This window comes from Halomonas saccharevitans, assembly GCF_900116405.1.
Taxonomy (GTDB): domain Bacteria; phylum Pseudomonadota; class Gammaproteobacteria; order Pseudomonadales; family Halomonadaceae; genus Halomonas; species Halomonas saccharevitans.
This window is the reverse complement of the sequence record NZ_FPAQ01000016.1, coordinates 25163-38404: the sequence shown is the minus strand read 5'-3', so window position 1 is coordinate 38404 and position 13242 is coordinate 25163. Positions and strand designations below refer to the sequence as shown.

Sequence of the window (13242 nt, the reverse complement as noted above, 5' to 3'; positions counted from 1 at the left end):
TCCTCCTTGGTAATCAGGGGTCATCCTTCACTGGCCGACATCGTCCATCATGGCCAGCAGTTCGTTCAAGAATAATAGACCCTGGGCCGAGGCCCCAACCCTGTCGGCATCTTCCACGAGAAGTCCTTTTTCCCGCGCCGCCGAGAGCCTGGCGAGCAGAACCGAGTCGCTGCGCCCCGTGTGGGCCTGCCAGGTCGAGAGCGGCACGCCCTCCACCAGGCGCAGGGCATTCATGGCGAACTCGAGGGGCAGTTCCCGCTCGTCGATGAGGTCACGGCCGGCCACGAAGCCGCGGGGGTCATTGGCGCGGCGCAGGTAGTCCTCGGGCCGCCGGGACTTCCAACGACGCTCTATCTCAAGCCCCGCGGGGCCCGGCATGCTGAGCTTGCCGTGGGCGCCGGCCCCGATGCCCAGGTAGTCGCCGAATTGCCAGTAGTGCAGGTTATGACGCGACGCCCGGCCGGGACGCGCATAGGCGGATATCTCATAGCGCGCGAGGCCGGCGGACTCGAGGCGCTCGTGCCCGGCATCCTGGATGTCCCACAGCACCTCCTCCTCCGGCAAGACCGGCGGGAAGGAGTGAAATTCGGTATTGGGCTCCAGGGTCAGCTGGTACCAGGAGAGATGCTCCGGCTCGAGCGCCAGGGCCCGCTCCAGATCCGCCAGCGCCAGCGCCGGAGTCTGGCCGGGCAGCCCGTGCATCAGGTCGAGGTTGAGGTTGCCGAAGCCGGCCCGGCGCGCCTCGTCGAAGGCCGCCACGGCATCGTCGCCGCCATGGATGCGACCGAGTGCCGACAGCTGAGCATCCTGGAAGCTTTGCACTCCCAGCGATAGCCGGTTGATGCCCGCTGCCCGGTAGCCGGCGAAACGCCCCCGCTCCAGGGTGCCGGGATTGGCCTCCAGGGTAATCTCGATGTCCCGAGCAAGCGGCAGGCGATCCGCCACGGCCTGCAGCAGCCGCTCGTAGAAGCCGGCCGACATCAGGCTCGGGGTGCCGCCGCCGATGAAGATGCTGACCAGCTCGCGCCCCGCGGCGAGCGGCAGGTCGGCCTCGAGATCGGCGATCAACGCCTCCAGGTAGGCCGCCTCGGGGAGCTCGGCTCCCCGCCCGACACCGTGGGAGTTGAAGTCGCAGTAGGGGCACTTGCGCACGCACCAGGGCACATGCAAATAGAGCGACAGCGGTGGCAGGCCGGTCGTAATCGAGCGCGACTCACTCATGAGCGCGCCGGCTCCGGCGCCATGGCGGCCACCAGTGCCTGGAGGGCCCGCCCTCGATGGCTGAGGCGGTTCTTCTGCTCGGCATCGAGTTCGGCGGCGCTGGCCTGCTGGTCGGGTAGCCAGAACAGCGGATCGTAGCCGAAGCCGCCCTCGCCGCGGGGCGCCTGAAGGATCTCGCCCTCCCAGCTACGCTGCACGATCAACGGCACGGGATCCTCGGCGTGACGCAGCAGCACCAGTACGCACCAGTAGCGCGCGCGGCGGCGACCCTCCGGCACTTCGGCAAGGGCCTCGAGCAGCCTGGCATTGTTGCGGGTATCGCTCTTGGGCTCGCCGGCATAGCGAGCCGAATAGATACCGGGCGCCCCCGCCAGGGCATCCACCTCCAGGCCCGAGTCATCGGCCAACGCCGGCAGCCCGCTGAGACGGCTGGCTTCCCGGGCCTTGAGCAGAGCGTTCTCGACGAAGGTCAGGCCGGTCTCCTCGACGTCGGCCACCCCGTAATCGGCCTGGGCGTGCACCTCGAGGCCCAGCGGTGCGAGCAACTGGTGAAACTCGCGCAGCTTGCCGGCGTTACCGCTGGCCAGGACCAGCAGGGCTGGACTCATGATCGATTCTCCATGACGTCAGGTAAGCCCCCATTCTACGAGCCCGCCTCGCCCCAGGGAAACGCACGCATCATGCGCCGAATGCATGAAATGCCAAGTGACGACTTTTCTCATTATTACGAATGAGCTATTCGCTTGGAAACGACGAGCGAGGGGATGAATTTCCTTGAAGGTCGCCCCGAGCGCTGGGGTTATCGAACCCTCAAAAGAGTAAAAATACGCTTATTATCAAGAACAAGCTCGACTGGCTGCAAAGACGTGAAAAAAAGGCATATAAATATAGCTAAAAGTTAGTAACTAAAACTTACATTCTGACCAAGACTTACTCCCAGTATGACAGGGCATACCACCTTTATCTGATGGCCTCACCAGAAACGTCATCGCACTTGCGCAGGGGTCGGGATCATGGAGCAAGAGCAACGCCTGGTGTTGCTGGTCACCGCCAACAACCCTCAATCGCAACTCTTCATCGACTACCTGCACCAGCAGCTCGACTGTCAGGTCTCGGTCGTCGCCCCCACCGCGGAGTGGAAGGGCATGGAGGCCTCACCGACGGTAGTGCTGCTCGATGCGGATCATATCGATGAGGCCACCATGCAGCAGTGGCACGTCAGGGCCGCCGAGGCCGATGACATGTCACTGGCCGCCTTCAACCTGCGTGACGAGGAACATGCCGTCGAGATCCTCTCGGCCATGAACCTGCAAGGCGTCTTCTATCGTAGCGATGCGCTGGAGATGATCTGCAAGGGGCTGACCATCCTCCTGGAAGGCAACCTGTGGATGTCTCGCTCGCTGATGACCCGGATGATCCAGTTCTTCCGTCGCCAGCAGCTCAACTCCTATCGGCCGGTCTGCGGCCTGACGCACCGAGAGCTTGAGATCATCGCCATGCTCGGCACGGGCGCCTCGAACATCGAGATCGCCGATCAGCTCTTCGTCAGCGAGCACACCGTCAAGTCACACCTCTACAACATCTTTCGCAAGATCAAGGTGCACAATCGCCTGCAGGCGGTGAACTGGGCGCGCCAGAACCTCGGCGCCCCGCCGCCACTGGTGGGACGACGCCAGCGGGACAACCCGGCATCGATCATCCCGCCCCCCTCCTGAGCAACCCGGACGGGGTCTCCGGTGCTCGGCCAAGGCCAGGGGGGAGCACAGGTCTTGCCCCACTCCTTCACGTCAGGCGTACATGCTCCTGGATGAGCCCGGCCAGGGTCTCGGCGGCATTGTCGGCGGTGGTGTCCAGGCGCAGCAGGTGCAGGCGCTCCTCGTCGCCGATCGCCTCGAAGCCGGCCTGCTGAGCCTCCAGTATCGCCAGGCTCTCCTGAGGCGCGACGCCCTGGCGCCCGGCCCGCTTCTCGATGCGACGACGCAGGGTCGCCTCATCGGCCTCGAAGCTGACCAGCAGCACCGGCAGGCCTCGGGCCTCGGCCTCCTGGCGCAGCAGATCGCGCTGGTCACGCTTCAGGAAGGTGCCGTCGACACAGGCCGGGAAACCTGCCTCTAGCAGCATGCCGGCGCACTCGGCCATGCGGTGATAAGTCTGTGCGGTGGCCTCTCGACTAAAGATATCCACAGCCGGTGGCGTTAACAGATCCTGTGGATCGAGGCCGTGGACGCGACGCCGTTCCACGTCGGAGCAGACCCGTACGGCGCCTAACCGTGAGACCAGAGTGCGCGTGAAGCGACTCTTGCCGCTGCCGGAGACGCCGATGCCGATCACCAGCGGCGGGAAGCGGAACTCGGCATAGGACTCGGCCAGAGTCAGATACTCGTGGCAGGCCCGCATGGTCTCGGCCAGCAGCGCCGGACGCTCGGCGTCCTCCCCCGCCGTGCGCCGACGCTCCAGGGCTCGACGCGCACCGGCGAGGGCCTCGACGACGCGAAACACCGAGAGCAGCCGGGCCATGCCGTAGTCGCCGGACAGGCGCAAGTAGCGATCCAGCGCCTGGCGCGCCAGGGCGGTCTCGCCGCGCGCCTCCAGCCCCACCAGCAGCGCGGCCAGGTCGTTACCGGGATCGAGGATCCCATCGGCGCCGGGTCCCAGCAGGTCGCGGCCGATGGCGTTGGCGAGCAGCACTCGGCCCTCATCGCACAGCCGACTCTCGGGATGCTCGACCGCCCAGCTGGCCGCCAGCAATCGATCCCGGCGCTCGAGGAAGACCGAGGCCAGGCGCTGCACGTCCTGATCGAGCCACTCGCGAAGCGAGGCGAGGCGATGGCGATCCTCCTCGCCGATCAGCAGCGGCTCGAGGGCCGTCACCTCGCCCTCGATGCGCTGCTGGAAGGCGACCAGGCCAGCATCGTCAGCAAGGGCCCCCACGCTTTTGCGACGGTGGAAGGCCACCAGTCGATCGATCAGTGCCTCCAGCGGCAGGGCGTCATCGCACGCCACCTCGTGTTGCGCATCTTTCTGGCCCATCTCGGGTCTCCCGATCGGTAAAGGGAATCAGCGACGCTGCATCGTCGCAAACGCGCGCTCAGCCGCATCCAGGGTCAGCTGGATGTCCTCCGGGGCATGGGCGCTGGACATGAAACCGGCCTCGAAGGCCGAGGGTGCCAGGTAGACTCCCTCGTCGAGCATCGCGGTGAAGAAGCGACGGAAGGCGTCTCCGTCGCAGGCGGTGGCCTGAGCGAAGTTGTCGACTCGACTCTGACCGGTGAAGAAGAGACCGAACATGCCACCGGCGCGCTGGGTGATCATGTCGATGCCCGCCGCCGCGGCGCGCTCCTCGAGACCATGACAGAGCGTTTCGACCCGCTGTGCCAGGGCATCGTGGAAGCCAGGCGCCTGCAGCTTGTTCAGCAGGGCGATGCCCGCCGACATGGCCAGCGGATTGCCAGAGAGGGTGCCCGCCTGATAGACCGGCCCCAGCGGCGAAATGACCTCCATGATCTCGCGACGCCCACCGAAGGCCCCCACCGGCATGCCGCCGCCGACGATCTTGCCCAGGCAGGTCAGGTCGGGCTTCACGTCGTAGTGCGCCTGGGCCCCGCCCATGGCGACCCGGAAACCGGTCATCACCTCATCGAAAATCAGCAGGCTGCCGAACCGGTCGCAGACCTGGCGCAGGGTCTCCAGGAATCCCGGCTGGGGCGGAATGCAGTTCATGTTGCCGGCCACCGGCTCAACGATAATGCAGGCCACCTCGCTGCCGATCTCCTCGAAGCACTGCTCCACGGCCTCGGGGTCATTGAAGGAGAGCGTCACGGTATGTTCGGCCAGGGAGGCCGGCACCCCAGGGGAGCTGGGCTCGCCGTGGGTGAGGGCGCCGGAACCCGCCTTGACCAGCAGCGAGTCGGTATGGCCGTGGTAGTTGCCCTCGAACTTGACGATCTTGTCGCGCCCGGTGAAGCCGCGCGCCAGGCGTACCGCCGACATGGTGGCCTCGGTGCCGGAGTTGACCATGCGCACCATCTCGATGGAGGGGATCATCTCGCAGATCAGGTCGGCCATGGTGGTTTCGACGGCCGTGGGGGTACCGAAGGAGAGGCCCGCATCGAGGCGCTCGCGCACCGCGCCCAGCACCTCGGGGTCGGCGTGTCCGGTGATCATCGGCCCCCAGGAGCCGACGTAGTCGACGTAGCGCTTGCCTTCCACATCGAACAGATAGGCGCCCTTGGCACGTTCCATGAATACCGGGGGACGATCCATGCCCTTGAAGGCGCGCACCGGCGAGTTAACCCCGCCGGGGATGTGCCGGCAGGCCTGTTCGAAGAGCTTTGCGGATGTGGTCATGTCAACCTCTTGCCCTGTTGCGGCCTGCCCGTCGGCAGGCTGTGGATAGTTCTCTGGATAACCCTGTAGCGGGCGGGAAAAGCCGGTGAATGTCGCCAAACGAAGCGCGGCCGGCACGGCCCGAGTTTGTCCCTATTCTCATCTGCCGGCAGGGCGATGACCAGCCCATCCCGGCTCAGCGTCCGCCCGTTGCCCCGGGGGCCAGACAGGCGGGCAGCGCCGGCAGCTCCCAGAGGCGACGCGGCAGGCGCTGATCCTTGCCGGGCTGCCAGCCGTGGGCCAGCGCCTGCCAGGTGAAGGCCTGGGCCTGTTCGCAGGCGGCAACCAGCGACTCGCCCACGGCCAGACGCGCCGCCAGGGCGCTCGCCAGGGTGCAGCCGGAGCCGTGATAGACACCGGCCAGGCGCGGCCAGGTCCACTGGCGGCTGGTGTCCGTGGCGTGCAGGGTGTGCTCCACGCGATCGACCGGTACCCGCCCCTCGGGATCGTCGGTACCGGTGACCAGCAGCGCCTGGCAGCCCAGCGACATCAGTTCCACCGCCCGCTCGATATCATCACCGCTATCGGGGTCGGCCAGCCGAGCCAGCTCGCCCCGGTTGGGCGTCAGGATATCCACAAGCGGCAGCAGATGGTGGCGGACGACATCGATCAGCTCGATTGTGGACAACTTGCTGCCGCCACCGGCACTGAGCACCGGGTCCATTACCACCGGCACGCCCGGACGCCGCCGCACGATGTCCACCACGGCATCCAGCACGGCCACGTCGGGGATCACGCCGATCTTGATGGCGGCGATCTCGAAGTCGTCGAGGGCCGCCGCCATGGCGCGCAGATCATCGGCGCCGACGGGGCGCACCGCGCTGACATCGCGGCAGTTCTGCACCGTCAGCGCCGTGGGCAGGGTCAGGGCCCAGCCGCCGCAAGCGGCGACCGCCTCGCTGTCGGCGATCAGGCCGGCGCCGCCGGTGGGGTCGTGACCCGCCAGCACCAGCACGGTCGGCAGGTGGGGCATCAGTTCCGTGTTATCGGCCATCAGAAGGGCTTCATCACGGCCAGGAAGATGATCAACAGCAGGGCGATCACCGGCAGCTCGTTGAACCAGCGGAAGAAGACGTGGCCGCGCGTGCAGCGCGCCGCGGCGAACTGCTTCAAGTAGATCAGGCAGACATGGTGATAGGCCACCAGTAGCACCACCAGCGCGAGCTTGGCATGGAGCCATCCCTGGGAAAGCCAGGCGGGATTGAGCGCCAGCATGGCGCCGCCGAAGAGCAGCACGGCGATCATCGACGGCGTCATGATGCCGCGATAGAGCTTGCGCTCCATGACGAGGAAGTGGTCGATCGCCTGCTGCTCGCCGCGGTCACGCGCCTGAGCGTGATAGACGTAGAGGCGCGGGAGATAAAAGAGGGCAGCGAACCAGGTCACCATGGCCACCAGGTGCAGGGCCTTCATCCACAGGTACATGACGACTCCTCAGCCGTTTATGAATCGGAAAAACGATAGTGTCGCTCGATGGCGTCACGGGTGATGATACCGGAAATCCGCTTGTTCTTCGGCCGATGGCCGTGCTCCACGTAGAGGGCATCGACCGCCTTGTCGTTGAGCCGGTCGAAGGCCTCGGTGAGGGTTGCCTGCAGATGGATCGGCGCCATTTCCAGACGCTGACCGGGGATCTCGACCAGATCCAGCAGCGCGCCGGCGGCGGCGTTGTCCTCCTGATGCTCGAGCAGCCAGCGCGCCAGGTCGGCGGCCTTGAGCGCCAGCAGCGGCTTGTCGGCGGAAGAGCGCTCGATCAGCACCCAGACGGGATTGGCCTCGAGCAGGGCCCGAGCCTGGTCGCGGGTCACCATCCGCGGGCTGCGCACCAGGCTGCGCTCCATGACCGCCGGCACCGACACCCGGGATAGCGCCTGCATCAGCGGCTGCTGCAGCGGGTGCATGCCGTGTCGGGTGACGCTGATGAAGAAGCCGTCGCAGCGACACAGCTGGCGGGAGGTCAGTCCCGCCACCACCACCGCCAGCATCCCCGGCAGGATGATGTTGGGGTTGCTGGTCAGCTCGAGCAGCGCCATGAGCGCGGCCAGCGGGGCCTGCAGCACCGCCCCCATCATGGCGGCCATACCGAGCATGCCGTAGATCTCGGGGCCGGCGGCCAGGCTCGGCATCAGCTGGGCGCCGAGCAGACCCAGCAGCGTACCGGCCGCGGCCCCGACCACCAGCACCGGCCCGATGATGCTGACGGGGATACCACAGGCCACGGCACCGGCGGTGAGCAGCAGCTTGCCGACGGCCACCGCCAGCAGCACGTCCAGCGGCAGGCTACCCGAGAGGGTCAGGGCCAGGGTGTCGTAGCCCATGCCCTGCACCTGGGGATACCACCAGGCCACGCCGCCCACCAAGACTCCGACCAGCGCGCAGCGCACGCCCCAGGGCAGGCGCTCAAGGCGGCGTCCGGCGCGCGCCACCCGCACGAAGAGCCCCGCCAGCAGCCCGATGATCAGCGCGCAGACCACCAGCCACGGCAGATTGACCAGCGAGCCCAGCGCCACGTCGGAGGACTGGAAGGCGCGCTCGGTGCCGAAGACCAACTGCGCCACCACCGCGCCCATGGTCGAGGCCAGGATCACCGGCATGAAACCGACGATGGTGTACTCCATCATCACCACTTCCATGGCGAAGATGACCCCGGCGATGGGAGTATGGAAGGATGCCGAGATGCCCGCCGCGGTGCCGCAGGCGACCAGCACCCGCAGGCTGTTGTGGGGCAGCTTGAGCCGCTGGCCGAGGCCGCTGACGGCCGCGGCCCCCAGGTGGATGGCCGGCCCCTCGCGCCCGGCAGAGAGCCCGCCGAGCACCGAGATCAGCCCGACCCACCACTGGGTGATCCAGTTGCGCAGCGGGAAGCGACCCTGGTGGTAGGTCAGGCGCTCGATCACGTGGGCTACGCCGATCTTGCGGTTAGCCACCGGCTGACGCCACAGCCACAGGCCGATCAGGGTCACCGCCAGCAGCGGCAGCAGGGCGCGCCCCCAGGGCGGGAGCTGCTCGAAGGCTTCGGGGTTGCCGTCGGGCATGAAGGCCATCGCGCCGAGGGTAAGCAGCAGCCGGAACGCCACCATCAGCCCCCCGGTGATCAGCCCCGAGACCACGCCCAGCACGCATAGCTGGGGCAGGGCATCCACATTGGCGAGCTGGCGACGGAAGCCATCCAGGCTGAAGTCGGGTAGCGAGAAGCGCGGCACGGCGACGTTCCTGTTCGGCCTCGGCATCGAGGATCCCCCGTCTGGGTGGACCCTGCCCTCTTGTGTATCATATCCAGACGCGGAGGTCTCAGCGCTTCCTATCCCAGCCCCGTTCCCAGGAGTCCATCGTGATCAAGGTCGGAATCGTCGGCGGCACCGGATACACCGGCGTCGAACTGCTCAGGCTGCTGGCTCGTCATCCGAACGTGGAGGTGGATGCCATCACCTCGCGCTCCGAAGCGGGCATGGCCGTCAGCGAGCTGTACCCCAACCTGCGTGGCCACTACGACGAGCTGGTCTTCAGCCTGCCCGATGCCGAGCGGCTGGGACGCTGCGATGCCGTATTCTTCGCCACCCCCCACGGCGTGGCTCACGCCCTGGCGGGCGAGCTGCTCGAGCGCGGCACCCGGGTCATCGACCTGTCGGCCGACTTCCGGCTGCGCGATGCCGACGAGTGGGCGCACTGGTACGGTCAGGCCCACGGGGCGCCTGCGCTGCTCGGCGAGGCCATCTACGGCCTGCCGGAGGTGCGTCGCGAGCGCATCCGCGAGGCCCGGCTGATCGCGGTGCCCGGCTGCTATCCCACCGCCGTGCAGCTCGGCCTGCTGCCGCTGCTGGAGGCCGGCCTGATCGATGTCGAACACGTGATCGCCGACTGCAAGTCCGGCGTCACCGGGGCCGGGCGCGGCGCCAAGGTGCCCTCGCTGCTGGCCGAGGCCAGCGAGTCCATGAAGGCCTATGGCGCCTCGGGTCACCGCCACCTGCCGGAAATCCGCCAGGGGCTCGGCGATGCCGCCGGCGGCCCGGTGGGCCTGACCTTCGTGCCGCACCTGACGCCGATGATCCGCGGCATCCACGCCACCCTCTACGGGCGCCTTACCGGCGAACCGGGCGATCTTCAGGCGCTCTTCGAGCGCCGCTTCGCCGACGAGCCCTTCGTCGACGTGATGCCCGCCGGCAGCCATCCCGAGACGCGCAGCGTCAAGGGCGCCAACGTCTGCCGGCTGGCGGTGCACCGCCCCGGCGACGGCGACACCGTGGTGGTGCTCGCGGTGATCGATAACCTGGTCAAGGGCGCCTCGGGCCAGGCCGTGCACAACCTGAACTTGATGTTCGACCTCGACGAGACCGCCGGCCTCGACGCCCCGGCGATCATGCCCTGACAATCATCCCTCATGGACGAGAACGGGGACACGTCGTAACCAGGGTCTTTTTCCAGGGAAGGAAAAAGTAGCGTACAGGGAAGTATTCACAGCGCCCTGGTGGAGACGTGTCGCCGGAATACCTCGCCTTGGCCCCGGTAAAAGTTGACCCTTTTGATGGGGAATGGGGATAATCGCCAGCTGTCACGTCATTCATCGATCCAGGGGAGGTCACCCATGAGCGGTGCCGAATCCTTCGTTCCCACCCCCTTGATGCTCTCCGACGGTGCCCGGTCTCGACTCGCGGCGCTGATCGAGGAACAGGGCAACCCCCGGCTCAAGCTTCGCGTCTACGTCACCGGCGGCGGCTGTTCAGGCTTCCAGTACGGCTTCGACTTCGCCGATGAGACCGCCGAGGATGACACCCTCGTCGAGTTCGGCGCCGTGTCGCTGGTGGTCGACCCGCTCTCCTACCAGTACCTGGTTGGCTCCACCGTCGACTACGAGGAGGGCCTCGCCGGCGCTCGCTTCCTCGTCCAGAACCCCAACGCCACCACCACCTGCGGGTGCGGCGCCTCCTTCATGGTCTGAACGACAACGTTGGCTCAGCGGCCAAAGGCCGCCTTGCCCGTCACTTGACGCTTCTCCGGGAACTCGCCATCGTTGAAGGCGCGAATGAATAAGAAATCCTTCCACGGGGAATGCCATGAAACCGCAACTGAAGAGAGCCACACTGGCCGCCAGCATCGCCATCGGACTGGGTGGTGCCACGCTGGCCAACGCCGACGAACACATGCTCGAGGTCGTCACCGACCCAAGCTTCGTGCCCTTCGAGATGATGGATCAGGAATCCGGCGAGATGGTCGGCTTCGACATGGACATCATCAGCGAACTGGCCGAGCGGGCCGGCTTCGAGTACAACCTGCGCACGATGGACTTCAACGGCATCATTCCCGCCGTGCAGACCGGCAACGTCGACATCGCCATCGCCGGCATCACCATCACCGATGAGCGCGCGGAGATCGTCGACTTCTCCGATCCCTACTATGACAGCGGCCTGCGCATCCTGGTCGGTGCCAACGACGACAGCGTCTCGGAACTCGACGACCTGAACGGCAAGAAGATCGGTACCAAGGTCGGCTCCACCAGCTACGACTTCCTCCAGGAAAACCTCGGCGACGGCGCCGACATCACCCCCTACCCGGGCAGCAGCGACATGTACATGGCCCTGCTCGGCGGCAGCGTCGATGCGGTCTTCTACGATGCGCCCAACGTCGGCTACTTCTCCCAGACCAAGGGTGAGGGGCGCGTGAAGGTCGTGGGTGACCTCTACGAGGGCCAGCAGTACGGCATCGTCTTCGTCGAGGGCAGCGAATGGGTCGAGCCCGTCAACGAGGCCCTGGCCGAGATGAAGGAAGACGGCACCTACGACGAGATCCACGCCAAGTGGTTCGGTAGCGTCAGCGACGAGTAACGACCGGCGACTTCCGCCTGCGGGGTCGGGTCATGTGGCCCGGCCCCGCTGCGTTGCGCCTCCGTTACCTTCCCCTGTCGTCATCCCACGCGTCTTGACGGAGAAACCTTGTGGACGTCACCTTCCAATTCGACTGGCAGGCGGCCTTTGCCTCCATTCCCTTCCTGCTCGAGGGTATCCCCTATACCCTGCTGATTTCTTTCGGCGGCCTGGCCATCGGCTTTCTGATCGGCATCCTGTTCGGCCTGCTGCGCATCAGCCGCCTCGCCTGGCTGAAGATCCCGGCCGTGGCCTATATCGAGATCTTCCGCGGCACCCCGGTGCTGGTGCAGGTGCTGTTCATCTTTTACGGCCTGCCACAGCTGCTCGGAAGTCCGATCAACGCCCTGGTGGCCGGTATCGCCGCCATTGCCGTCAACTCCGGCGCCTATATCTCGGAGATCGTGCGCGGCGGCGTGCAGTCCATCGAGCGCGGCCAGCGCGAGGCCGGCCTGTCACTGGGCCTGTCACGCCGCCAGACCTTCCGCTACATCATCTGGCCCCAGGCCTTTCGGCGCATGATCCCGTCGCTCGGTAACCAGGGCATCATCAGCATCAAGGACACCTCGCTGTTCTCGGTGATCGGGGTCGGCGAGCTGGTCCGCCAGGGCCAGGTCTACATCGCCACCACCTTCAATGCCCTCGAGGTCTACCTGATGGTCGCCCTGCTCTACCTGGCGATCACCCTGACCCTCTCGCTCGTGCTCCGCCAGCTCGAGCGCAGAGGCCTGGTCGGACAATAAGGAACGCGCGACATGACACACCAGAAGTCCACGTCCGGCAGCGATCCCATCGTGCGCATGGACAAGGTCAACAAGCATTTCGGCAGCCTTCACGTGCTGAAGGATATCGACCTGTCGGTCTCCCCCGGCGAGGTGGTGGTGATCATCGGCGCCAGCGGCTCGGGCAAGTCGACGCTGATCCGTTGCATCAACGGCCTCGAGGAGTTCCAGCAGGGCTATCTGGAGGTCGATGGCAGCCCGCTGGTGCCCCATGGCAAGGCCACCCAGGCGCTGCAGAAGATCCGCACCGAAGTCGGCATGGTCTTTCAGCAGTTCAACCTCTTCCCCCATCTGAGCGTGATGGACAACGTGACCCTGGCGCCGATGAAGGTGCGCGGCTGGAGCCGCGAGGATGCCACCGAGACCGCCGAGCGCCTGCTCGAGCGGGTAGGCATCAGCGACCAGGCTGCCAAGCATCCCGGCCAGCTCTCCGGCGGCCAGCAGCAGCGCGTGGCCCTGGCCCGTGCGCTGGCCATGGAGCCGCGCCTGATGCTGTTCGATGAGCCCACCTCGGCGCTCGATCCAGAGATGATCGGCGAGGTCCTGGACGCCATGCGCGAGCTCGCTCGGGAAGGCATGACCATGCTGATCGTGACCCACGAGATGGGCTTCGCCCGCGAGGTCGCCGACCGGGTGATTTTCATTCACAAGGGCGAGATTACCGAGGAGGGGCCACCCGAAGAGGTCTTCGATTCGCCGCAGAACGAGCGCACTCAGAGCTTCCTCTCGCGCGTCCTCAAGCACTGATCTCGCCTACTCCGCTCACCTCGTGAGCCACTCTTAGGCACTTTGAAAGCTCTTCTGAAGCCCTTCAGACAAGGCCCTGTCGTTATCGACAGGGCCTTTTTTTGCCTGTGGATAGAAAAAATTTGATACCCGCCTCTGCCCGTCTGCAGGCCCCGTCATACGCGGGTATGGCGACCTCACAGGCAACTGTTCACAGTCGCGGTAACAAGCCCGGTAGAAAGCGGTGGACAAGGCGTGATCGTTTTCGC

The 13242-nt window shown here is 66.2% G+C and carries 13 protein-coding genes; 6 read left to right on the top strand and 7 right to left on the bottom strand.

The window, feature by feature from the left end; all coding sequences use genetic code 11:
* Positions 1-27 precede the first annotated feature (27 nt).
* Positions 28-1221: a radical SAM family heme chaperone HemW gene (gene hemW / locus BM388_RS08955; RefSeq protein WP_089849282.1), complete on the bottom strand. Its 1194-nt coding sequence runs from the start codon at positions 1219-1221 to the stop codon at positions 28-30.
* The gene (gene rdgB, locus BM388_RS08950) at positions 1218-1829 is read right to left on the bottom strand and encodes an RdgB/HAM1 family non-canonical purine NTP pyrophosphatase (protein ID WP_089849280.1); all 612 of its coding nucleotides are present in this window, start codon (positions 1827-1829) and stop codon (positions 1218-1220) included. Before rdgB ends, hemW begins: the two co-directional genes overlap by 4 nt.
* A 405-nt stretch (positions 1830-2234) precedes the next feature.
* On the opposite strand from rdgB, the gene BM388_RS08945 reads away from it, so the two are divergent.
* Positions 2235-2936 carry a LuxR C-terminal-related transcriptional regulator gene (locus tag BM388_RS08945; protein ID WP_089849278.1) on the top strand — a complete coding sequence of 234 codons (702 nt, stop codon included), beginning with the start codon at positions 2235-2237 and terminating at the stop codon, positions 2934-2936.
* A 67-nt stretch (positions 2937-3003) separates the two neighbouring features.
* Here BM388_RS08945 and BM388_RS08940 read toward each other — a convergent pair whose 3' ends face one another.
* The 5 genes from BM388_RS08940 to BM388_RS08920 all read right to left on the bottom strand — a co-directional run bounded on the left by BM388_RS08940 (position 3004) and on the right by BM388_RS08920 (position 8810).
* Positions 3004-4251, bottom strand: coding sequence for a P-loop nucleotide/nucleoside kinase family protein (locus BM388_RS08940; protein WP_089849276.1), 1248 nt, complete (start codon positions 4249-4251; stop codon positions 3004-3006).
* 27 nt (positions 4252-4278) lie between these two features.
* Positions 4279-5568: a glutamate-1-semialdehyde 2,1-aminomutase gene (hemL, locus tag BM388_RS08935; RefSeq protein WP_089849274.1), complete on the bottom strand. Its 1290-nt coding sequence runs from the start codon at positions 5566-5568 to the stop codon at positions 4279-4281.
* A 175-nt stretch (positions 5569-5743) separates the two neighbouring features.
* Complete coding sequence (gene thiD / locus BM388_RS08930; RefSeq protein WP_245781504.1) at positions 5744-6601, bottom strand: bifunctional hydroxymethylpyrimidine kinase/phosphomethylpyrimidine kinase; 858 nt, start codon at positions 6599-6601, stop codon at positions 5744-5746.
* The gene (gene hemJ / locus BM388_RS08925) at positions 6601-7032 is read right to left on the bottom strand and encodes a protoporphyrinogen oxidase HemJ (protein WP_089849272.1); all 432 of its coding nucleotides are present in this window, start codon (positions 7030-7032) and stop codon (positions 6601-6603) included. Before hemJ ends, thiD begins: the two co-directional genes overlap by 1 nt.
* A gap of 17 nt (positions 7033-7049) precedes the next feature.
* Positions 7050-8810: a chloride channel protein gene (locus tag BM388_RS08920; RefSeq protein ID WP_089849270.1), complete on the bottom strand. Its 1761-nt coding sequence runs from the start codon at positions 8808-8810 to the stop codon at positions 7050-7052.
* Positions 8811-8938: 128 nt separating this feature from the next.
* Here BM388_RS08920 and argC point away from each other — a divergent pair, with 128 nt between their 5' ends.
* From argC to BM388_RS08895, 5 genes are all read left to right on the top strand, one after another.
* Positions 8939-9973, top strand: coding sequence for an N-acetyl-gamma-glutamyl-phosphate reductase (gene argC / locus BM388_RS08915; RefSeq protein ID WP_089849269.1), 1035 nt, complete (start codon positions 8939-8941; stop codon positions 9971-9973).
* A 216-nt stretch (positions 9974-10189) separates the two neighbouring features.
* A complete protein-coding gene (gene erpA / locus BM388_RS08910) occupies positions 10190-10543 on the top strand; it encodes an iron-sulfur cluster insertion protein ErpA (protein ID WP_089849267.1) in 354 nt (117 codons plus the stop codon).
* Positions 10544-10658: 115 nt separating this feature from the next.
* A complete protein-coding gene (locus BM388_RS08905; RefSeq protein WP_089849265.1) occupies positions 10659-11426 on the top strand; it encodes a transporter substrate-binding domain-containing protein in 768 nt (255 codons plus the stop codon).
* Positions 11427-11536: 110 nt separating this feature from the next.
* Positions 11537-12208, top strand: a complete 672-nt coding sequence (locus BM388_RS08900) for an amino acid ABC transporter permease (RefSeq protein ID WP_089849263.1) — start codon at positions 11537-11539, stop codon at positions 12206-12208.
* 12 nt (positions 12209-12220) lie between these two features.
* Positions 12221-12994, top strand: coding sequence for an amino acid ABC transporter ATP-binding protein (locus tag BM388_RS08895; RefSeq protein WP_089849261.1), 774 nt, complete (start codon positions 12221-12223; stop codon positions 12992-12994).
* The last annotated feature ends 248 nt before the right edge of the window (positions 12995-13242 follow it).

Bases quoted from the DNA above. Each gene is read 5' to 3' on its own strand.
- thiD (WP_245781504.1), bottom strand. From the start codon at position 6,601: ATGGCCGATAACACGGAACTGATGCCCCACCTGCCGACCGTGCTGGTG.
- BM388_RS08940 (WP_089849276.1), bottom strand. From the start codon at position 4,251: ATGGGCCAGAAAGATGCGCAACACGAGGTGGCGTGCGATGACGCCCTG.
- rdgB (WP_089849280.1), bottom strand. From the start codon at position 1,829: ATGAGTCCAGCCCTGCTGGTCCTGGCCAGCGGTAACGCCGGCAAGCTG.
- BM388_RS08905 (WP_089849265.1), top strand. From the start codon at position 10,659: ATGAAACCGCAACTGAAGAGAGCCACACTGGCCGCCAGCATCGCCATC.
- erpA (WP_089849267.1), top strand. From the start codon at position 10,190: ATGAGCGGTGCCGAATCCTTCGTTCCCACCCCCTTGATGCTCTCCGAC.
- hemJ (WP_089849272.1), bottom strand. From the start codon at position 7,032: ATGTACCTGTGGATGAAGGCCCTGCACCTGGTGGCCATGGTGACCTGG.
- BM388_RS08945 (WP_089849278.1), top strand. From the start codon at position 2,235: ATGGAGCAAGAGCAACGCCTGGTGTTGCTGGTCACCGCCAACAACCCT.
- hemL (WP_089849274.1), bottom strand. From the start codon at position 5,568: ATGACCACATCCGCAAAGCTCTTCGAACAGGCCTGCCGGCACATCCCC.
- hemW (WP_089849282.1), bottom strand. From the start codon at position 1,221: ATGAGTGAGTCGCGCTCGATTACGACCGGCCTGCCACCGCTGTCGCTC.
- BM388_RS08895 (WP_089849261.1), top strand. From the start codon at position 12,221: ATGACACACCAGAAGTCCACGTCCGGCAGCGATCCCATCGTGCGCATG.